General features: G+C 47.2%; 25 protein-coding genes. 22 read left to right on the plus strand and 3 right to left on the minus strand.

The annotated features are described in order from the left end of the window. Positions 1–20: 20 nt before the first annotated feature. The 3 genes from ACR0QN_RS09010 to ACR0QN_RS09020 form a co-directional block, all read right to left on the minus strand. Complete coding sequence (locus ACR0QN_RS09010) at positions 21–791, minus strand: ParA family protein (protein ID WP_432650878.1); 771 nt, start codon at positions 789–791, stop codon at positions 21–23. 39 nt (positions 792–830) lie between these two features. Then, entirely contained in the window at positions 831–1,487 is a 657-nt protein-coding gene (locus ACR0QN_RS09015; protein ID WP_432650879.1) for a PilZ domain-containing protein, read from the minus strand. A gap of 179 nt (positions 1,488–1,666) precedes the next feature. Then, on the minus strand, positions 1,667–2,569 hold the full coding sequence (locus ACR0QN_RS09020) for a DMT family transporter (protein ID WP_432650880.1): 903 nt from the start codon (positions 2,567–2,569) through the stop codon (positions 1,667–1,669). A gap of 204 nt (positions 2,570–2,773) precedes the next feature. Here ACR0QN_RS09020 and ACR0QN_RS09025 point away from each other — a divergent pair, with 204 nt between their 5' ends. From ACR0QN_RS09025 to ACR0QN_RS09130, 22 genes are all read left to right on the plus strand, one after another. After that, a complete protein-coding gene (locus ACR0QN_RS09025; RefSeq protein ID WP_432650881.1) occupies positions 2,774–3,103 on the plus strand; it encodes a putative DNA-binding protein in 330 nt (109 codons plus the stop codon). A gap of 38 nt (positions 3,104–3,141) precedes the next feature. Beyond that, positions 3,142–4,488 (plus strand): signal recognition particle protein, encoded by a 1,347-nt coding sequence (gene ffh / locus ACR0QN_RS09030; protein ID WP_432650882.1) that lies wholly within the window; start codon positions 3,142–3,144, stop codon positions 4,486–4,488. Between the two features lies 1 nt (position 4,489). Further along, the gene (locus ACR0QN_RS09035; RefSeq protein ID WP_432650883.1) at positions 4,490–4,708 is read left to right on the plus strand and encodes an Imm17 family immunity protein; all 219 of its coding nucleotides are present in this window, start codon (positions 4,490–4,492) and stop codon (positions 4,706–4,708) included. A gap of 61 nt (positions 4,709–4,769) precedes the next feature. Next, entirely contained in the window at positions 4,770–5,015 is a 246-nt protein-coding gene (gene rpsP, locus ACR0QN_RS09040; protein WP_432650884.1) for a 30S ribosomal protein S16, read from the plus strand. Positions 5,016–5,167: 152 nt separating this feature from the next. Next, positions 5,168–5,401 (plus strand): KH domain-containing protein, encoded by a 234-nt coding sequence (locus ACR0QN_RS09045; protein ID WP_432650885.1) that lies wholly within the window; start codon positions 5,168–5,170, stop codon positions 5,399–5,401. A 167-nt stretch (positions 5,402–5,568) separates the two neighbouring features. Further along, on the plus strand, positions 5,569–6,291 hold the full coding sequence (locus ACR0QN_RS09050; RefSeq protein WP_432650886.1) for an ankyrin repeat domain-containing protein: 723 nt from the start codon (positions 5,569–5,571) through the stop codon (positions 6,289–6,291). Beyond that, on the plus strand, positions 6,275–6,778 hold the full coding sequence (rimM, locus tag ACR0QN_RS09055) for a ribosome maturation factor RimM (protein WP_432650887.1): 504 nt from the start codon (positions 6,275–6,277) through the stop codon (positions 6,776–6,778). The genes ACR0QN_RS09050 and rimM overlap by 17 nt, the downstream gene beginning before the upstream one ends. Next, complete coding sequence (locus tag ACR0QN_RS09060) at positions 6,775–7,617, plus strand: aldo/keto reductase (RefSeq protein ID WP_432650888.1); 843 nt, start codon at positions 6,775–6,777, stop codon at positions 7,615–7,617. Before rimM ends, ACR0QN_RS09060 begins: the two co-directional genes overlap by 4 nt. A gap of 133 nt (positions 7,618–7,750) precedes the next feature. Continuing rightward, positions 7,751–8,440, plus strand: a complete 690-nt coding sequence (gene trmD / locus ACR0QN_RS09065; protein ID WP_432650889.1) for a tRNA (guanosine(37)-N1)-methyltransferase TrmD — start codon at positions 7,751–7,753, stop codon at positions 8,438–8,440. A 339-nt stretch (positions 8,441–8,779) separates the two neighbouring features. After that, the gene (locus ACR0QN_RS09070; protein WP_178727090.1) at positions 8,780–9,052 is read left to right on the plus strand and encodes an HPr family phosphocarrier protein; all 273 of its coding nucleotides are present in this window, start codon (positions 8,780–8,782) and stop codon (positions 9,050–9,052) included. Positions 9,053–9,368: 316 nt separating this feature from the next. Next, positions 9,369–10,454, plus strand: coding sequence for a PucR family transcriptional regulator (locus tag ACR0QN_RS09075; protein WP_432650890.1), 1,086 nt, complete (start codon positions 9,369–9,371; stop codon positions 10,452–10,454). A 103-nt stretch (positions 10,455–10,557) separates the two neighbouring features. Further along, positions 10,558–11,247 (plus strand): cell division ATP-binding protein FtsE, encoded by a 690-nt coding sequence (locus ACR0QN_RS09080; RefSeq protein ID WP_432650891.1) that lies wholly within the window; start codon positions 10,558–10,560, stop codon positions 11,245–11,247. 22 nt (positions 11,248–11,269) lie between these two features. Further along, positions 11,270–12,172 carry a permease-like cell division protein FtsX gene (locus ACR0QN_RS09085; protein WP_432650892.1) on the plus strand — a complete coding sequence of 301 codons (903 nt, stop codon included), beginning with the start codon at positions 11,270–11,272 and terminating at the stop codon, positions 12,170–12,172. A gap of 37 nt (positions 12,173–12,209) precedes the next feature. Continuing rightward, positions 12,210–13,619, plus strand: a complete 1,410-nt coding sequence (locus tag ACR0QN_RS09090) for a murein hydrolase activator EnvC family protein (protein ID WP_432650893.1) — start codon at positions 12,210–12,212, stop codon at positions 13,617–13,619. Between the two features lie 60 nt (positions 13,620–13,679). Beyond that, positions 13,680–14,909, plus strand: a complete 1,230-nt coding sequence (locus ACR0QN_RS09095) for a S41 family peptidase (protein ID WP_432650894.1) — start codon at positions 13,680–13,682, stop codon at positions 14,907–14,909. Positions 14,910–14,933: 24 nt separating this feature from the next. Next, positions 14,934–15,266, plus strand: a complete 333-nt coding sequence (locus tag ACR0QN_RS09100; RefSeq protein ID WP_432650895.1) for a hypothetical protein — start codon at positions 14,934–14,936, stop codon at positions 15,264–15,266. Beyond that, positions 15,263–15,955 (plus strand): hypothetical protein, encoded by a 693-nt coding sequence (locus ACR0QN_RS09105; RefSeq protein WP_432650896.1) that lies wholly within the window; start codon positions 15,263–15,265, stop codon positions 15,953–15,955. Before ACR0QN_RS09100 ends, ACR0QN_RS09105 begins: the two co-directional genes overlap by 4 nt. A 10-nt stretch (positions 15,956–15,965) precedes the next feature. Continuing rightward, entirely contained in the window at positions 15,966–16,736 is a 771-nt protein-coding gene (locus ACR0QN_RS09110) for a hypothetical protein (RefSeq protein ID WP_432650897.1), read from the plus strand. A gap of 17 nt (positions 16,737–16,753) precedes the next feature. Continuing rightward, the gene (locus tag ACR0QN_RS09115) at positions 16,754–17,707 is read left to right on the plus strand and encodes an AEC family transporter (RefSeq protein WP_432650898.1); all 954 of its coding nucleotides are present in this window, start codon (positions 16,754–16,756) and stop codon (positions 17,705–17,707) included. Between the two features lie 75 nt (positions 17,708–17,782). Next, positions 17,783–18,754: a glycoside hydrolase family 25 protein gene (locus tag ACR0QN_RS09120; protein ID WP_432650899.1), complete on the plus strand. Its 972-nt coding sequence runs from the start codon at positions 17,783–17,785 to the stop codon at positions 18,752–18,754. 258 nt (positions 18,755–19,012) lie between these two features. After that, positions 19,013–19,651, plus strand: a complete 639-nt coding sequence (locus ACR0QN_RS09125; RefSeq protein ID WP_432650900.1) for an SIMPL domain-containing protein — start codon at positions 19,013–19,015, stop codon at positions 19,649–19,651. Positions 19,652–19,876: 225 nt separating this feature from the next. Further along, on the plus strand, positions 19,877–21,142 hold the full coding sequence (locus ACR0QN_RS09130; RefSeq protein ID WP_432650901.1) for a GDSL-type esterase/lipase family protein: 1,266 nt from the start codon (positions 19,877–19,879) through the stop codon (positions 21,140–21,142). Positions 21,143–21,344: the final 202 nt, after the last annotated feature.

Consider the following 21,344-nt stretch of genomic DNA (forward strand, 5'->3'; position numbering starts at 1 on the left):
TCCTTAATATTTTTATACTCTTAAAAAGTCTTTCCGGCAAGGTCGGGGTAAAGCTCCTCCGCAAGTCTTGTGTATTCTCTTGCTGCACGGCATCTGGGGGAGTATTCCACTAAAGTCTGCTGATGTGCGGGAGCCTCTGCGGCTGCTATGCAGGCGGATATGCGGATATCGAATATCTGTGTGCCAAGCTGCTTTGCGATTATTTCCGCCATCTCCGCAACTTCCTCGCTGAGAAGATATTTGGAGCTGTATTTTGTAAGAAGTATGCCTCTTACATCAAGGCTTTTGTTGTAATATTTTTTCACCGCAAGAATAGTGTCCTTCACCTGTGCGATACCCTGCAGGGACAGCACCTCGGGAGTCATTGGGATAATAAGGTCATCTGCGGCTGTATATGCGTTTATTGTGAGGATAGAGAGTGCAGGGGGAGTGTCTATGATAACGGCGTCATAGTCGCCTTCTGCCTGGGACAGGGCACGCTTTAAGACAAATTCCCTGTCGCTGCCGTCAAGCTCAAGCTCCGTTCCCGACAGCAGTATATTCGATGTGATAACATCGCATATACGAGTATGCTTCACAGCCTGACGGACAGTGCATTTTCCCTGCATAACGTCGTGGATAGTAAGCCCCGTGTCCTCTGCGCCCAGCGAAAAGGAAAGATTTCCCTGGGGGTCGAGGTCAATGGCAAGCACCCTTTTACCGTTTTTTCTGAATATGCCTGCAAAGGCGGCACAGGTCGTTGTTTTCCCCACGCCGCCTTTCTGATTTGTCACAGCAATAACCTTGCTCATTGTTTATGACCGTCCTTATTGAGAGCTTTTGATTTTCACTTACCGTCCTTCGTTCTTCCTGCGCTCCCTTTCGGCAAGCTGGCAGTTGAAGATGAAACGTGCGATCTTTTCCTCCTGAGGGGGAGTCACATCGAGAAAACGGCAGCCGTAGCCTATAAGCTCCTCCTGATCGTTCAGCTGCAGCCGCAGTATCTCGGAGTTAAGCTCAATAGGATCGTCAAGCAGCTTTAATCTTACGATATCGCCTACATTAAGCGGGATATCGCACTTCATCAGCACGCCCGTAAGGTTGATGTTAAGAATAGCGGCGGTATGAGGCTCCTCAAGGTCTGTGATCTCCTCTTCGCCACGTTCGATATGCAGTATTTTTGCAAATGCTCCGGGGGTATTCACCTTATATGAGCCTCTGCGCTCCTCAAGCACCATACCGTCATCAACGTGGAAATTGAGCTGCAGATCGGTGCTGAGGTCAATTCTTGTATTGCATTGGATACGGGTGCCGTTCAGATATTCAAAAATAACGGTGATCTGGTCTCCCTTGGAAAGCAGGGGGAGATCGTTTCCCTTGATGGCTACAAGCTCATAACCTTTTATTTTGAAAAAGTCCCTGGGAAATGAGAACGATTTTGTGGAAAGGACACGCTTGCCGTTCTGATCGTAAATATCCACCCTCTGGATTTTATCTTTATTTATCATTTAAGGACCGACTCCATTTCCGCAGGAGGAGAATACCCCGCAAATTTTAATGTGGATCAATACGTCGACACATTATAACAGATAATATAATTATAACAGAAAATAGTGCACTTTTCAATAGCTTATACAAAAAATCCTCAATCAGTTCTTACAAAATATCCTGCCTTGAATTGGCAAGATTAACAACTTTGATTTTCCTTTCCGGCAGGCTTGCCGCTTACTCCTATGACAAGAGCGGAGACTACAAGGACAATGCCCACGGCTGCAGAGGGGGAAGGTATCTCTTTATATAGTATCATACCGAATATGGTCGCCGCCACAGGCTCCACAGAGGCAATTACTGCGGCGGTGCTGTTGTCCGTGCCTTTTAATCCTATGGAATACAGCAGATAAGGAAGCACCGAAGCCACTATTGAAAATACGGCGGCATAAAGTCCCATTGAGGGCTTTTCCGAAAGCATATCCCCGAGGGTGGTCATATCCGCAGCCGCAGCGGAAAAGAGAGCCGCAAAGGTGAATGCCCAGCCTGTGACTGTAAGAGCGCTGTAGCCTCTGTTAATGGCAGCACGGCTGAATATGCTGTAAAGGGAGTAGCCGAATGCCGAGCCAAGACCGTACAGCACGCCCGAAGGGGTGATGGCTGCGGCGTCGCCTATAACTCCCGTCACAAGCACAAGTCCGCATATGGCAATGCCTGCCGACAGTACCTTCCTGCGGGTTATGCGCTCCTTGAAGAAAAGCGCCGACAGCAGCATTACGAACACGGGAGAGGTGTACAGCAGTATCGCCGCCGCAGAAAGGGGCATTACGGTAACGGCGGTGAAGTAGCAGTAGTTGAAGAACACAATGCTCAGCAGCCCCATTCCCGCAAATATCCATATGTCCCGAAGCTTTATTTTAAGACATTCACGGCGTGCTGCAGCCATTGCACCCATTGTGAACAGGGCGGTGAGAAGGGAGCGGAGAAATACCACGCTCATTGACTCCACACCGTATTCATTGAATTTTCTTACAAATATTCCCAGCGTGCCCCATAGACAGCCCGAGGCAATTACGCAAAGGGCAGATATTTTCTTGTTCATAGCTCTTATCCTCTTGATAAAAATATTCCGTGAAGATTATAGCATTACGGCATAATAAAATCAAGGTAAATTCGGTTAAACGTTTTGGACTGCGTTCATAAAAAATTAATACAACAAATTTGCCATATCCCCTTGACAAATTTCAGATATATGTTATAATTGTAAAGGTCGATAACTTTACAGCAAATAACGAGGTGTGTGTCCTTGAACGGAGAAAAAAATCTTGAAGTGGCTGTGCTGCTGGATTTCTATTCCGAGCTGCTCACCGAGAAACAGCGTGACGTTATTGATCTTTACTATAACGAAGATCTGTCGCTTGCGGAGATCGCCGAGCACGAGAACATCACAAGGCAGGGCGTAAGGGACAGCATAAAGCGTGGCGAGCAGGTGCTTTTCGAGATGGAGGCTGCTCTTCATCTCGCGGAAAAGTCACGCAGGCTCGAGAGCATAGCTCAGAAGCTTGAGGAGAACGCAGGAAACGCAGCTCCCGAGGATATCCGTGCCGCTGCCGCCGAAATAAGAAATATTCTTTAGACTTTAAATAAATCAACATAGAAACGGGAGGGTTTGCTGTGGCTTTTGAAGGACTTTCCGAAAAATTGAATGCAGTTTTCAAGCGGCTCAAGGGCAGAGGCGTTCTTACCGAGGCTGATGTCAAGGAGGCTATGCGTGAGGTCAAAATGGCGCTTCTTGAGGCGGACGTAAGCTACAAGGTCGTTAAGGACTTTATAGCAAAGGTCACCGAAAGAGCTGTGGGCACCGATGTTCTTGCAAGCCTTACTCCTGCTCAGCAGGTCATCAAGATAGTTAACGAAGAGCTTATCGCTCTTATGGGCAATGAAAATGCCCGTATAGAATTTCCGAGCAAGGGTCCCTGCGTCATTATGATGGTGGGTCTCCAGGGTTCGGGTAAGACCACTCACGCAGCAAAGCTTGCCAAGCACTTCAAAGAGCAGGGCAAGAGACCGCTGCTGGCAGCCTGCGACGTTTACCGTCCTGCGGCTATAAATCAGCTTCAGGTAGTGGGCGACAAGGCAGGGGTCAAGGTATTTGAAATGGGTCAGATAAATCCCGTTGTCATTGCCAAGGAAGCTGTTAAGCACGCCAAGGAACACGGCAACGAGGTGGTTATACTCGATACCGCAGGCCGTCTCCATATTGATGAGGAGCTTATGGACGAGCTCAAAAACATCAAGGCAGAGACCGAGCCTAACGAAATTATGCTGGTAGTCGACGCAATGACAGGTCAGGACGCAGTTAACGTTGCCAAGGCGTTTGACGACGCTCTGGGCATTACGGGCGTTCTGATGTCAAAGCTCGATTCCGATACACGAGGCGGAGCGGCGCTTTCCGTTCTTGCCGTAACGGGCAAGCCTATCAAATTCGTGGGAACAGGCGAAAAGCTTGATGATTTCGAGCCTTTCCACCCCGAGAGAATGGCTTCGAGAATTCTGGGAATGGGCGATATGCTCACTCTTATCGAGCGTGCTCAGAGCACCATTGACGAGCAGGAGGCAATGAAGCTTGCCAACAAGCTCAAGGAGGAAAACACCTTTGACCTTAACGACCTTCTCGACCAGATGAAGCAGATCAAGAAGATGGGTCCCCTGAAGCAGATAATGGGTATGCTCCCCGGCGTGGGTGATAAGATCAAGGACGTTGACATCGACGACAGGCAGCTTCTCAGAATAGAGGCTATGATCACCTCTATGACCCCTGCGGAGAGAGCGAAGCCCTCTATCGTAAATCCCAGCCGCAAAAAGCGTATCGCCGCAGGAAGCGGAAATACCGTTGCAGACGTGAACAGACTTCTCAGACAGTTTGAGGAAATGCAGAAGATGATGAAGCAGTTCGGCGTTATGGGCAGAAACCAGAAGGGCAAGAAAAATAAGCTGCGTATCCCCGGAATGAGATTCTGATATGGCAGGCGGGGAAAAGATCATTTGCTGCATATTTTTTATTGCAGCAGGGGTATTCAGTCTTGCAGGTTCGTTTTTTAACTGGAATTTTTTCTTTAATTCAAGAAAAGCGCAGACCTTTGTAAGACTGTTCGGAAGAACGGGTGCGAGGATATTCTACGCCGGACTCGGAATATTTATCATATTCTGCGGCATTATGGTACTTGTTGCTCCCGAGTAACAAAGTTTTCAATGTGTGAAAACACTTTGATATAAAAAATTGATTTTAAGAGGTGAATACAATGGCAGTAAAGATCAGACTCAGAAGAATGGGCGCTAAGAAGAACCCTTTCTACAGAATAGTTGTTGCTGATTCCAGATATCCCAGAGACGGCAGATTTATCGAGGAGATCGGTTATTACGATTCCACAACTGAGCCCAGCACCGTTAAGGTTGACGCTGAAAAAGCTAAGAAGTGGATGGCAAACGGCGCACAGCCTACCGACACCGTAAAGAAGCTCTTTGAGAAGAACGGCATTACTAAGTGATCCGTCTGACGGATATATCAGATAATCGTGACACTTCTTCGAGGTATGACACCTCTTTGAGGTGTCCGAATATACTGATTCTGAACGCTTAATGCTCTGCGTAATGCAGAGCGTTCCTATAAATCCCCAAAATACAGAAAGGCAGGCTGTCTATGGAAAAGCTCCTTATTACAATCGCATCGGGTCTTGTTGAGAACAAGGATGCCGTTACCGTTGACCGTGACGAGCCCAATGAAGAGGGCGTTGTGGTATATCATCTCCACGTTGCACCCGACGATATGGGCCGAGTTATCGGCAAGCAGGGCAGGATCGCCAAGGCGATAAGAACTGTTATGCGTGCAGGCGCAGGCAGGATCAACGAGAAAATTATGGTCGAGATCGACTGATCTTATTTTAATAAACGAAAAATGCATTTTCAGACTGCGGGAGCTTTCCTGCAGGCAGAAAGACGGTGGATTTTATGATTCTTACACTTCTTTCGCATGTGACTGCAGTTCGGATATTGTTCGCTATCGGCATTGCTGTTACAGCCCTGCCGATATTTTTTTATAAAATGAGCAAAACTAAAGGAGACGGACTGCGAAAGCTGCGGAATGTGTCTGTCCTTGCGGGAATTCTGATGTGCCTGCCGATGGCGGTCTACATTTATGCGGATATCCGCTATGACCTCAGAAATTTTTCACAAAATGACAGGCTGTATCTTGCCGCCGAGAATAAAAATCTGTCTGCCGCAAAGGAGTTTGTGGAGGACGGCGCAGACCCCTGCGGCAAAAACCGCTACGGAAAGACCGCAATTGCCCGTTCGGCGGAGCTTGACGATGTTCCGATGGTAAGGCTGTTTCTTGAAAACGGTGCAGACCCCAATTCTCCTGCGGGAGAGCATAAGACAATTCTTGGCGCAGCGGCGGAAAATCATTCCCTTGAAATGACGGAACTGCTGCTTTCGGCAGGCGCTGTTCCCGATTATGACACAGATACGTTTATCCCTGCGCTCCATTTTGCCGCAGCAAATGACGAGGAATATTCTGCCGAAATTGTGGAGCTGCTGGTAAATGCAGGTGCAGACCCTGCCTCTAAGGCGGTAAGAAACGGCAAGGTAATGCTTCCATACCGTTATTATTACGATTTTCACAAAGAGGACGAGGACATTACCGAGGAGGAAGAAGCCCGTTTCCAAAGGATAAAGGATATCCTCTATGAGCCGTATATGAATTGGCTAAAGGAAAAAATGACGGCGGAAAACGAAAGGTTGAGTGCAGATGAAGAGATTTCTTGAAATTGGAAAAATAGTCGCCGTTCAGGGACTTAAAGGAGAGATAAGGGTCGACCCCTGGTGTGACAGCCCCGATTTTCTCTGCGAGTTTGAGCAGCTTTATTTTAATAAGGGAGAAACTCCCGTCACCGTTGTCCGTGCCCGTCCCCACAAGAATATCGTTCTTATGAAGATAGAGGGCGTGGACACCCCCGAGGACGCTCAGAAGCTTCGGGGAAAGATACTTTATATGGACAGGGAAGATGTGGAGCTTGAAGAGGGCTGCTATTTTGTACAGGACCTTATCGGTCTTGAGGTCATTGACGCAGATGACGGAACGGTCTACGGCAAGCTTTCTCAGGTGACAGCCACAGGCGCAAATGATGTTTACCACATCAAAAACGGGGAAAACGAGTACCTTATCCCTGCCATACCAGATGTTATCGTAAAGACCGATATCGAAAACGGACAGCTTCTTATAAGAAAAATGGAAGGACTGTTCGACTTATGATGTCGGGTATTGAGCTTCCCGTATGCGCTGTAGGGACCTGGGCGTGGGGCGAGGGCACAAACGGTTCGAAGATGATTTTCGGCGGAAAACGTGACACGGAAACGCTCAGATCCGCTTTTAAGATCGCTCTCGGAAAGGGTTTTACCCTCTGGGACACCGCCGAGGTATATGGTATGGGTTCTTCCGAGCGGCTTCTCGGGGAATGTATCCGTGAAGCGGGGGAGCTTGGCAGTAAGGTGCTTATTTCCACAAAGCATATGCCGCTGAAAAAGTATTCTCCCGGTGAGGTCCGTTCGGCGCTTCTTGGCAGTCTTGAGCGTTTAGGCGCAAACCGTGCGGACATTTACTGGCTGCATCTTCCGAAAAATACAAGACAAAATCTGAACGAGTGCGCCGAGCTTGTAAATGAGGGCAGGATAGGCATTATCGGTCTGTCTAATTTCAGCCTTGAGCAGATAATTGCCGCAGATGAACAGCTGCGTGAAAAGGGGCTGAGAGTGGGAGCTGTTCAGAACCATTTCAGCCTTATAAGACGTGACCCCGAGCAGCTTCGCATACTCGACTGGTGCCATAAAAACGATGTGCCTTATTTTGCATATATGGTGCTTGAGCAGGGCGCTCTCAGCGGAAAATATGACGATGAACACCCCTTTAAGGGAATTTCTATGCGCAGTCTGCAATACAATAAAGGTGTGCTTAAAAAGCTCCGTCCCCTTATTGACTGTCTGCGTGAGCTGGGCATAAAATATAATGCACAGCCTGCACAGATAGCCGTTTGTTGGGCGATATCCAAGGGAACTGTGCCTATCGTGGGCATTACAAAGCCACGTCAGGCGTAGAAGCTTGCAATGGCAAAGGATATTACTCTTGAAGCTTCGGAGATAAGCCGTCTGGAGGCTCTTGCGGACGCTTCGGGCGTGGTGAGCAAGGGCGTTTGGGAGCCTAAGCTGCCGATGTGAAAGGAAGGATATTTTGCGTTTCGATATAGCAACTCTTTTTCCCGATATGTGCGAGGCTGTGCTGGGCGAAAGCATAATCGGCAGAGCACGGAAAGCGGGGCTTATTGAGCTTTACTGCCATCAGATAAGAGACTACACCCTTGACAAGCACAACAGGGTGGACGATTCCCCCTACGGCGGCGGAAAGGGTATGGTTATGCAGGCAGAGCCTATTTACCGCTGCTGGCAGGCGGTGTGCGAGGGACTTGACGAAAAGCCCTATGTCATATATATGTCCCCCAAGGGCAGCGTTTTTACGCAGAAAAAAGCGGCAGAGCTTTCAAAAATGAAGAATATTTTCGTGATTTGCGGGCATTATGAAGGTGTAGACCAGCGTGTCATCGACAAGATAGTGGACGAGGAGATATCTATCGGTGACTATGTTCTCACGGGCGGAGAGCTTCCTGCAATGGTCATATGCGACGCAGCGGCGAGAATGGTACCCGGGGTGCTTGCGGCGGAGGAGTGCTTCACCGAGGAAAGCCACTTTGCGGGACTTCTGGAGTACCCTCATTACACCCGTCCCGAGGTGTGGGAGGGTATGGAAGTGCCCCCTGTTCTTCTCACGGGACATCACAAAAATATTGCAGCCTGGAGACACGAGCAGGCGGTGAAGATAACCGCCGAAAGGCGTCCGGATATGCTGTCGGAAAAGGAGCGGTGAGCTTCAAAAAACAGGGTCGCTTGTTTTTAAAATATTCATATATTTACAAACAGTTTAAATCTATAAGATGTTTGATGAACAAATTCCTGTGGATTTGCATATAAAACTCTGTTGAAAATTGTACAGGTGTCATAAAATTAGTAAAAATCCACAAATCAAAAAGCTAAAAAAACGGCTCTGTAATTCAAAAGGCAGAAAATTCCGCAAAAACGGAAAATTATCATATTTTTCTGTTGACTAAGGTTAATTTGCAATGTATAATTTAATTATAGCTTAAAGCAAGTTATAGTTATTCTCTTGAATTTAGAAATAGCTACTTAACGGATAGGAGAGAGTGTTATGTTTGTTAAAGATGTAATGGTTCAGAATCAGGTTGGCTTACACGCACGTCCCGCAACATTTTTCATTCAGAAGGCTAATGAGTTCAAGTCCTCTATCTGGATCGAAAAGGAAGAGAGAAGAGTAAATGCAAAGAGCCTTCTCGGTATTCTCTCACTTGGTATTGTTGGCGGCACACAGATCAGAATTATCGCTGACGGAGCTGACGAGCAGGAAGCTGTAACAGCACTTATCGAGCTTGTTGACAGCGGATTTGCTGAGGAGTCCAGATAACTCTGCACGGTATTTTGGATTTTTAGGGAGTATGTTCTCAAGGGACGTACTCCCTTTGCTTTTTAAATTCAGAAAAAAATTGTGATATTTGACTAATGTTCATAAAAAGTTAACACAAATAAAGGCATAATATGATAAAATTAAACTATATAAGAAGCGGTCAAGGGTGATCTGTCTGATCGAACAATGCGGCTTAATGCCCGAGGCAGGTCATCTGAGCGCATAGCAGAGCCGTTTATAATGACCGCAGCGCAGCTATGATCGGCAACACCCGACCCCCGCAGCTTCGGCGGAGAAAATGAAAGGAAGACTGTAAATGTCAAACAGACTGTTTCAAGGCCTCATTCATCAGATGAGAGATACAATGGACTGCGTTATAGGAGTAGTGGACTCCACCGCCACCATTATTGCCTGCAGCGAGCTTACCAAGATAGGCACCACCAACGAATTTGTGTCCCTTGACCTCAGCGATTCCCACGATATTTTTGTAAGGGACGGATATACTTATAAGCCCTTCGGCTCCCACATAAAGCCCGACTATGCGGTCTTTGTGGAGGGCACCGATGAAAATGCGGCAAAGTATGCGAATATTATGGCGATCACTCTCTCAAGCATAAAGCAGTATTATGACGAGAAGTACGACCGCAACAACTTCATCAAGAACGTTGTTCTCGATAACGTCCTCCCCGGCGATATCGTTGTAAAGGCAAGAGAGCTGCATTTCAATGCAGACGTGAGCCGTGTTGTATTCCTTATCAGGATAATTTCCTCAAACGACGTGTCCGCATATGACGTTATCCAGAATCTCTTCCCCGATAAGACCAAGGATTTCGTTTTCAACATCACAGAAAGCGATATCGTACTTGTTAAGGAAATAAAGAGCAACGTAGAGTCAAAGGATCTTGAAAAGCTTGCCCGCTCCATTTCCGACACTCTCTCGGGCGAGTTCTATACCCGTGTCAACGTGGGTATTGGTACTGCTGTTGTGGGCGTAAAGGATCTTGCTCGCTCCTTCAAGGAGGCTCAGATAGCTCTCGAGGTCGGCAAGGTGTTCGATACCGACAAGGTCATCGTTTCCTACGATAATCTGGGTATCGCAAGACTTATTTACCACCTTCCCACCACTCTCTGCGAGACCTTCCTCCAGGAAGTGTTCAAGAAAGGCTCCATCGAGTCCCTCGACCACGAGACCCTTTTCACCATTCAGAAATTCTTCGAGAATAACCTTAACGTGTCCGAGACTTCAAGAAAGCTCTTCGTACACAGAAATACTCTGGTTTACAGACTTGAAAAGATAAAGAAGCTCACAGGTCTCGACCTCAGAGAATTTGACCACGCTATCATCTTCAAGATCGCACTTATGGTCAAGAAATATCTCTCCGCAAATCCCACAAAATTCTGATGATATGAATTTGTGCTTCGGGGAGAAATAAAACCGAATAGATTTTCAGGGGGCAGTTGGGGATCTCTACTGCCCTTTTATCTGCTTTATTTATACTCAGGCGGTGAATTTTTTGATAGAACTCAAGAACGTATCGGTGACATATAAAAACGGAGTTGACGCTCTGAATGATGTGTCCCTTAAAATAAAAGACGGCGAGTTTGCCTTTGTGGTGGGCGAGTCGGGTGCAGGAAAAAGTACCCTCATAAGGCTCCTTACAAGAGAAGTGAAGGCGGACGAAAGAGCCGATGTGAAAAGCGTTATCAAGGTAAACGGCTTCGACCTTATCAAAATGAAGCAGCGTGACGTTCACAAGCTGAGACGTACCATCGGCTTTGTGTTCCAGAACTTTATGCTCATAGACTCTATGACCGTCTATGACAATGTGGCGTTCGTCCTCAGATGTATCGACGCTCCCACCAAATACATAAGAAAAAGAGTGCCCCAGGTAATAGGTCTCTTAGGACTTCAGGAAAAGATAAACCGTTACCCCGGCGAGCTTTCGGGCGGCGAGCAGCAGCGTGTTGCCCTTGCCAGAGCGCTGGTCAATAATCCTCAGCTCATCATTGCCGACGAGCCTACGGGAAATCTTGACCCCCGCACATCGGTGGAGATAGTCAAGCTTCTCAAGGAGATAAACGACCGTGGAACTACCGTGCTTATGGTTACTCACGAGCACGAACTGGTGAGACGTGTGGGCGGCAGACTTATCAATATCCGAAAGGGTCAGATCTCCTTCGACGACCTAATTTAAGGGAAAGGAAAGCAAAAATTCAATGAGACTCAGCGGTGCAGGTTATCTTATCAAGCAGGGCGTGAGAAATATCCTGAACAACAATATCGCCTCCGTTGCGACCTTCTGCGTATTGACGGTGTCGCTGCTTATTGTTGGCTTCACAGGGCTCTTTTCGCTTAATATAAATACATTCATCAGCGGAGTGGAGGACAAAAACGAGGTCGTTATTTTCCTTGCCGACGACGCAGATGACGAATATATCGAGGAGCTTGGAAACAAGCTAAAAGCCGACGAAAACATTTCCGAGGTCATTTTCTGGTCAAAGGAGGAGGCTCTCGAGGGTATCAAGGCTGATATGAACGACGCCGAGGATATTTTCAGCTACATAGACGAAAATCCTCTCCCCGACGCATACCGTATCAAGATAAAGGATATCACCCGTATGAGCTCCACCCTTTATGCGATCAATTCCTACAGCCATATTGAAAAGGTCAAGGCTCCCTATGATTTTGTAAATATCCTTACAGGGCTTAAAAGCGCAATCACTGCAGTATGCGCAATTATCCTCATTTCACTTGTGCTGGTAAGCTTTGTTATGATATCGAATATCACACGTGCCAGCGTTGAGACCCGTCACAGGGAAATTGCCATTATGAAATTCGTGGGCGCTACCGACAGCTTTATTAAAATACCGTTTTTCATAGAGGGACTGGTACTTGGAATAATGGCGGGAGTGGCAGCTGCTCTGCTTACCTTTGCGGGCTATGACAGGCTTGTGGCGCTCCTCTCCACCGAGACCACTCTTTTTGCAGCAATGGGTTCTTCGGGATTTATCCCTCTGAACAGCTTTATGTGGCAGCTTGCGGTAATTTACGTAGCAGCAGGTGCAGTTCTTGCCTCCATCGGAACGGTTGCCAGCGTCAAGAAGCACGTTAAGGTATAAAAAAGAAATAAACAGAGAATGTGAAAGGGAAAATAAAATGAAAAAGAATTCGGTAAAAAAGCTTTTTCGGAGCGTAGGCGCCCTGTGTGCAGCAGGAGTTCTTGCTCTGTCGGTAATGACAGGTTCTGTTGTCACCGCCGATTACGAGGACGATATAGCCGAACTTGAGCGCAAGCAGGCAGATCTTGCCGAGGAGCGCAGACAGCTTGAGGCTTCTCTCGGCGAATACGAGCAGAACGCCGAGGAGCACGCAAAATATCTTGAAGTTTACGATGAAAAAATGAAGGTGCAGGAGCAGGAAATTGCCAATATCAAGGAGCAGATATCTCTCTTAAACGATGATATTGCCGACCTTGAGGAGCAGATAAAGGGCAAGGAAGATGAAGTTGCCGAGGGCATTGAGGAGTTCAAGGCACGTATCCGTGCAATGTATATGAACGGTAATGACAGCATCGCTTCAATGCTTGCAGGCTCCACCGATTTCTACGATATCCTTGCAAGAACGGAGCTTATGGAGAGAATGTCCCGTCACGACAAGGAAATGATCGACGAGCTGAATGAAAAAATAACCGCACTTAACAATGATAAAGCCGCTCTGGAGCAGACAAAGGCTGAGACCGAGCAGAAGAAAGCCGAGGCTGAGTCGGTGCTTGCCGATCTGCAGCAGACCTATGCCGACCACGAGGAAACAAAGGAGTGGTACGAGGCACAGGCTGAGTACAGCAGGAACCGAACCGAGGAAATAAAGCAGGAGGAAGCCGACGCCGAGGAAGAGCTGCAGGAATATATCAGAAAGCAGCAGGAAGAGCTTGAAAGAAAGCGTGAAGAAGAGCGCAGGCGCAGGGAAGAAGAGGAAAGAAAGCGCAAGGAGGAAGAAAGAAAGCGTAAGGAAGAGGAAGAGCGTCAGAGACAGCTTGAGGAAGAGCAGAAGCGTCTTGAAGCCGAAGCTCAGGGCATTGAATATGTTCCCGAGCCTGCCCCCGAGCCCGAGCCTGAGGACGATTCCGACGATACATACCAGTACGTAACAGGTGCTTCTCAGGGCTTTATCTGGCCCTGCCCCACCGTTCTCAATATGACCGATACATACGGCTACAGGACCATTGCCGAGGAAGGCGGAGCCAGCGATTTCCACAAGGGTATCGACATCAATAAGCCCGGCTGTGCAGGAGAGCCTATCGTTGCCTCCGCTTCGGGAACTGTTATCAGAGCCTCGGATACGGGCAACGGCTACGGCATACACGTTCTTATCGACCACGGCGACAAGATATCCACCCTTTACGGTCATATGTCCAGCTGCACCGTCAGCGTGGGAGACGAGGTGTCCCAGGGACAGACTATCGGCTACATTGGCTGTACGGGCTATGCATACGGCAATCATTGCCATTTTGAGGTCAGAGTAAACGGAGAGACTGTGGATCCGCTGAACTATGTAAGTATGGGATAAAGAGCCTGCCCCGCTGCCTATGCAGGCAGCGGGTATTTTGCGTTAAAAGGATAGAAAGAGATGAAGATAAAAGTATCACTTGGAATAACAATAGGACTTATGGCAATAACAGCCGCCGTGACCTTTATCATAACAAGTAATGTTACCCTTGATATGTTCAACAACAAAATAAAAAGCGTCAGCGAGAAGCAGGAATTTTACAGCAAGCTTTCCGAGATAGACACCTACAGCCGCACTCATTACATCGGAGAAATTGACGAAGCAAAGCTTATCGAGGGAATGGTGCAGGGTTATATCGGCGGAGTGGGGGACAGCTATGCCGAATATCTCACCGCCGAGGACTATGCAAAGCGCCTGAATGAGCAGACAGGTGTGTCCGTATGGCTGGGCTTTAACTATGAAAAGGAGCCGAGCGGATATATCAAAATAACCGAGGTCCACCCCGGCACCTCCGCTGAGGAAACGGGACTTCTTGCAGGCGATATAATCACCGCCGTTAACAATACGGACGTTATCGCTTTCGAGGGCGGCTATGACGAGGCAACTTCTCTTTTTAACTGCGAAGAAGGCACTCGTGTAAAGCTGTATGTTAAGCGTACAAACGATGACGGCACCAGCGATTTTATCACCTATAACGTTGTTGCCCAGCGCTCCGAGCAGGTCACCGTCACAGGCAGGGTCATAGATGCTATCGGATATATAAAGATATCCTCATTCACCGACAAGACCGAGTCACAGCTGAAAGCCAAGCTTGACGAGCTTATATCCGCAGGAGCAAGCGGACTTATATTTGACCTGAGAAACAACAAGGGCGGCTCAATGGAGTCACTGCAGAAGTGTCTTGACCATATCATCGGCGCAGGAACGGCGGTCACTGCCGAGTATAAAAACGGCACTGCCGAAGCTGTAGTGGTATGCACCGAGTCGGAGGAGATAAAAATGCCCATGTCCGTTATCGTAAATCAGAACACCGCAGGCAGCTCAGAGCTTTTCGCATTTGCACTTGCGGAAAAATGCGCCGCTCATACGGTGGGCAAAACTACCGCAGGCAAGGGATATTTACAGACAGCCTACACCTGCTCCGACGGTTCTGTGGTAATGCTTTCAACGGCGATCCTCAGAACGGACAACAGCGGGGATTTCAACGGCACAGGCTTAAAACCCGAATTTGACGTGGCTCTGTCATCAGAGATAGACCTTAATCAGATATCCGACGAAGCGGCGCTCCTTACCGACGCACAGCTTATCAAGGCACTGGAAGTCACCGTTCCCAAAGAGACGGCGGAGTAAGTAATATGTGAAAGGCGGAAGCATATGAATAAGATAGACATATTCAGCTACGGCTGGATATATGACGCAATACTGTTAATGCTGTTTGTTGTGGCGGCGGTAGACTTTTTTGGAATAATCAGGAGCATAAAAGAGGGTAAGGAGGAGCTGGCGGAATATGCTGCCCTCTGCGTGAAGTATCTCAAAATTGCAATGCTCCTGTTTGCGGGAGGCTTTTTTCTCATCGTGGCGTTTACCTACGGCTATGACATCACCACAACCGTCATTCACGGCTTTATGGGCTTCCTGCTCATTGCCGATGCAGTAGTGTCACTTATCATAAAGATAAAATATTCGAGAAGGTATGAAAAGAAATGAAAGCGGTGAAAAGCCTTAAAGATACCGTTAAAGGTTTTCTGAAAATGACCGGTCATTATGCGGATTCGGCAATGTATCTTGCCGAGCACGGCTACAATGATGAATATATAAAAATGCTCTCGGCAGAATGTGAGACCGCAGGAAGTCCCAAGGAAAAAGCAGAGGGGCAGGCTCTTACCGCTCAGGGACTGCTGTTTCGGGGAAAACTCAGAGACGCTCTCAAAGCTTTTGAGGAGACGGATATAAGCAGACTGCCGAAAACCGTAGGTCACGTGTTTGCAAATAATTATATACTCTGCATGTTTCTTCTCGGCAAGCCCGAAAGAATAAGGACGCTTTACGAGGAGCAGAATAAGCTTGTGCTGGGGGAAAGTACCCTGGTAATGCGCCGGACTGTAGGCATAAAGGAGTATATCGAAAAGCGGTATGAAAACGCTGTTACGGTATTCATAAAGCTGCTGAGCGAGCCTGACCCACGGTGTACGCTGATGGCGGACATCTGTATCGTAAAGGCAATGCTGAAGCTTGATATGAAGGATCGTGCGGCAGAAATAGCGGAACTTGGCTTCGGAAGATATACGGGTATGGGGGATATCACCGCTGAGGTGAACCGCCTGCGCCTTATGATAAGCGCCGCACCCCGTCAGAACGGGAGCGGAGCGAAAAATAAAAAGAAAAAAAGAAAGTGAGTGATAGCCTATGGCAGACAGGCATTACGCAAAATTTTTTGCAGGCTCGGTCATAAAGCTTATGATGTTCATAGTCCTCTGCGGAGCGGCAGGTTATGCTTCTGAAAGGTTTTTGCCGTATCCGTTTAACAGGCTTGCGCCTGCGGCGGCGGCAATAGTTTTAAGCTGGTTTTTCCTGACTGTTGTTGAGGGCAATAAGCGGTCGTTCTTTGCAAAGGGATTTTTGGCGGAAAATGTACTGCCCGGAGGTTCCTGGGGCTTTGGCGCTGCATTTGCCGGACCGCTTATCGGGCTTGCCTTCAAGGTGAGATACTTTAACTGGAATGCTGACATCGACATTACGGATATTTTGCTGACTGCCGTGGCTTCGGGTCTGTTTTATTCCATTGTTGTATTCGGCTACTTTTTCCATATTATCCGTCAGGACTTTGGGGCAGTCCCTGCGGTGATAATTTCCTCGCTGATGTACGGTCTGTTCTCTGCCTATGGGGTCTCATCGGGGCTTATAACTTACAACATTATTATTCCGGCGGCAGCATATTACACCGTTATCGGAGCGGCGGCAGGAATTCTCATTTTACAGCTGGGAGATATGCGCTCGGCGGCGGCGTACTTATTTATGTACAGCCTTACCTCGGAGCTTTGTGAAGCCTTTACAACCGGCGGCAGAAGCTTCGGAACGGATCTGGCCGCCCCCGGAATGGCTGTCTTATGCTGTCTTTCAATGTTCCTTGAGATGTACGAGGAAAAGAAAAAGAAGAAAAAAGAGCAAGAAATATAAAAGGCAGGTAATTTAAAATGGAGCTTTCACTTATTTGCGTAAAGCAGATCGCAGTTATGTTCATTCTTGTGACCTTAGGCTTTTTTTGCGGAAAGAAAAAGCTTATCAACAAGGAGACAAATTCAAAGCTGTCAAGCTTTGTTCTTGAGGTTGTAAATCCTGTCCTCATTTTTATGTCCTATCAGCAGGAGTTCAATACTCAGCTGCTTTTTGGACTTGGAATTTCAGTCGGATTTGGCTTTGTTTCCTATGTTATAATGATTTTTCTTGTAATGATACTTTACAGGAAAAACCACACCGACGAGGGTCGGGTAGAGCAGTTCGCAGCTGTTTATTCAAACTGCGCCTTTATGGGAATTCCACTTATCAACGGACTTTTCGGTGCTGAGGGAGTATTTTATCTCACAGGCTACGTTACCGTTTTTAATATTATGGTCTGGACACACGGCGTAATATCCTTCGGCGGAAAGGAGCAGAAGACCTCTCTGAAAAAGGTGCTTACCTCTCCTGCCATCATCGCTACAGCGCTGGGACTGGTGACATTCCTTATCCGTCCTGCCCTGTCGGAAATACCCTTCCCTGCATTTGTTAAGGAGACCGTGGGAGTTGTTCTTTCGGCTGCGGATTATGTAGGCAGTATGAATACACCTCTTGCTATGCTCTGCGCAGGCGTTACCATAAGCGAAACTGTCATAGGAGAGCATATCAGAAACGTGGGAGTTTACCGTGCGGCGGCTTTGCGGCTTATCGTTTGCCCTGTTCTGTTCTGGCTCATTTTCAGGTGGTTCCCCATTCCTCATACGGTGTTTATGGTGGTTATGGCGGCGGCAGGCTGTCCTGCGGCGGCAACGGGAACAATGTTTGCTATCAGATATAAAAAATGCCCCGAAATGGCGGCTGTCATTTTTGCGGTGACAACTCTGCTTTCGGCGGCTACATTGCCGATGATGGTAATGCTCGGCTCTGTATGAATATTATAGCACAAATGTACTTAAATGCCAAGTGCGAATTGACATTTAACTAAAAATTTACAAGGAAGGTAATATATGGAGGAAAGAAACGGCTTGCCCCCCACCACAGGCAGTGGACAGCCGCAGAAAAAAAAGAAGATAGACCCGAGGAATATTATCATTCCCGTTATGGGCATTTCCCTGGCGGTGCTCGGGATAAATAATGCAAGGCTTGACAAGGCGCTTAAAGAGGACGAGGAATATATTTCAGCCGAGGCTTCGAGAGTGTTTGAATATTTCGGAGAAAAGGACGTTATATATCTTAATGACCCCACATATGGTGACACGTGGCTTGCGGCGCTGACTGACGTTCCCCGTCACGAGATGGATTTTGACAATGTGAAGGCGGAAAACGGCTTCAAGAATTATTACATAGACGGGGTCAAGGTCAATAAAACAGGCATTGACGTGTCATATCATCAGGGGGACATCGACTGGGAGGCTGTGAAGGCGGACGGCGTTGATTTTGCAATGATACGTCTGGGCTATCGTGGATATGAGTCGGGGCAGATAAATGTGGACGAGCGTTTTCACGAATATGCGGAGGGTGCGCTTGACGCAGGACTTGACATCGGCGTTTATTTCTATTCACAGGCGGTGAGTGCCGAGGAGGCTGTAGAGGAAGCTGAAGCGGTTCTCAGCGAGATAGAGGGTTATGAGATAATGTACCCTGTTGTATTCGACTGGGAGATCGTGGGGGACGAGACTGCTCGCACAAACGAGGTCTCCGCAGATGTGCTGAATGAATGCGCCGCTGCTTTCTGCAACCGCATTGCAAAGGGCGGTCATATCCCTATGGTCTACAGCGTGAAGCGAATGGCTCTAACAAAGTTTGATATGAGCAGGCTTGCAGGCTTTGATTTCTGGCTTGCGGAGTATCGTGATATCCCCGAATATCCCTATTATTTCACAATGTGGCAATATGCTTCCGACGGGCGTGTCAGCGGCATTGAGGGAGATGTTGACCTGAATATGAGCCTTGTGGATTATTCGAAGGTGAAGAGGTAAATTTTTGCGGGGACATTTTTATGAACGGGAAAGGGCTTTCTGATGCGGCACACTTAGCAGCAAGCCTTATGAAATATACGGGTAAGCTTATAAGCAGAAAATAACTCCGACAGGGCAAAGACGTTCTGTCGGAGTTGTTTGATTTTTTCAAAAAAACTTTTGCTGTGAAAATTTTTACACAGATAGTGAGTATAATTATAATTAATGATATACAAGATGATCCTTATGAAAAAATTAAATGCAGAAAGGAAGATCATTATGGGCGAAATGACGGTAAAAGGATATGCGGAGAAAAGAGTAGAGTGTGATATTGTGAAATACACTCTTGGGTTCACGGCAGATGGAATGACAATTCCCGAAGCTGTTGAGGCGGTAAACAAAGAGCTTGAACATTTTCTTGAAATTATGGAAAACAACGGTATAAAATCAGATATGTTTGAACTTGAGGACAATAATACCTCGAAAAGATACAGTATTGATGAAGGGGAAAAGCCATATTATTCGGAGCGTGAAATATCCATCAGAATGCCGCTCAGCACTTACAATATAAACAGTATGATGCAGTATATTGCGAAATACAAGCTAAATGTTGTTTTGAGAGAAACATATTACTATTCTGATTTGTCTGATTTACACAAGGAACTTCTCAAAGAAGCTGTTGAGGATTCCAAAAACAAGGCAGAGTTAATTGCTTCATTTACAGGACAAAAAATAAAAGGAATAAAAAGTGTTATTACCAATTTCACCGAACGTGAAATGCTGTTAAAATCTAAACGTGATGAAGAAAATCGAATCTACAAAATCGGTGAAGTTGCTCCGTCTTATGCAGAAAATTTGTCTTCTCCTACAGATGTTGAAAAGGAAGATGTCGAGGTTGTCTGGCTGATAGAGGATTGAAGAAAGCACTTATATCATCGGCAAATATAGAAAAAAATTCATATTTTGAAAGCATTATCATTTTACAGGCTCGGAGAGCGATTTGCGGCTCTCTGAGCCGTCTTTCTTTTCAGAGGATCACAAATTATAAATGTGTTGCGTATTTTAAATATCCGAAAAAACTTGAAAGTATTCCGCAAATGTGGTATAATAACATAAATGAAAATCCCGAGGGAGATGAATTTGATGAAGAAAAAAATTGCCGCAGTTCTGGCGGTGCTTGGTCTTACCGCCTGCGGAAACGGGAATTCGGGGGAGCCTGTGACATCATATGCAGATACTGCGGCGGAGACAAATGTTATCTCCCAGACCTCGGAAACCTCTGCGGCTGCTGTCCACGACATTGACCCCGAGGCGGAGGGCAGAGGACTTGAGGGTATTCCGTATTTCTATTCGCCCCGTGCCGAGGAGGTAGTTTTTGTTCCCTCGGAGGAAACGGTGAAATTTAACGGTCGGCATATTGAGCATAATGACATCTGTTATCTGTCATACACCTGCTCGGCAGTCCGCTTCAATATGACGGGAGACAGGGTGGAAGCGGTGCTTGTTTCAAACGGCGGAGCATATTCAAGCAGGCAGCAGGGCTGGATAGGTGTTGAGATAAACGGTGAGCTGACTAAGCGTATCCGTCTGGAGGACGGGGAGCAGAGCTATGTTCTTTACGAGGGTGAGGAGCTTAAAAATGCCGAGGTGGCTATTGTCAAGCTGACCGAAAATCAGATGACCAATACGGGCATTAAGTCCATAACCTGCAATGCAAGCAGAATAGCCCCGACAGCCGAAAAGGAGCTTAGTATCGAGGTCATCGGGGACTCCATAACCTGCGGATATTCAAATGAAGCTGAGGGTCCCGAGTACGGCTTTAACTGCGATTATGAGAACGGTGCCGCCACATATGGCTATCTGACAGCTAAAAATCTTGACGCAGATTACAGCCTTGTGTGCATAAGCGGACTGGGGCTTATTTCCAATTACACGGAATACGTGGGGGAGAAGGAGGATTATCTGCTGCTGGGGGAGGTCTACGATTATACCGACACCAATTTCGAGCAGCGCCGTGGCATCGAGCCGCTTTCCGAGTGGGACTTCGGCGAGGGAAGCGACATTGTGGTCATAAATATCGGCACCAATGATTACAGCTACACGGGCAGGGACGAGGACAGGCAGTACGAGTTTTATGAGGCATACTATGCCTTTCTTGACGATGTGAGGGAGCATAATCCCGATGCGGAAATTGTTTGTACAATGGGCATAATGGGAGCAGAGCTTTTCGGTCAGATAGAAGAAGCGGCATCGGATTTTTCGAGAGATAATTCCGATGAGCATATCCACACTATGAAGTTTGACTATCAGAGCGAGGAGGACGGCTACGGCGGCGATTATCACCCCTCGGTGGCTACTCATAAAAAAGCGGCGGAGCAGCTTACGGCTTTTTTGGAGTCTCTTGAATGATGTGAAACTGCACATCTGATAGTGGATAATTCGTTTGGCAAATAGTACTTTTCAACAAATCCAAAAAACTTGTCGAAAAAGGCTTGACATTTAGAAATGGATATGGTAAGATAATAAAGCTGTCGGTGATACTGAGTAAACCGAAAGGGAAAACAAAGTAAAAACGGTGGCGAGTATTCATAAATGGTTCAAAAAGAATATA

The organism is Huintestinicola sp. (assembly GCF_050874005.1).
Classification (GTDB): domain Bacteria; phylum Bacillota; class Clostridia; order Oscillospirales; family Ruminococcaceae; genus Huintestinicola.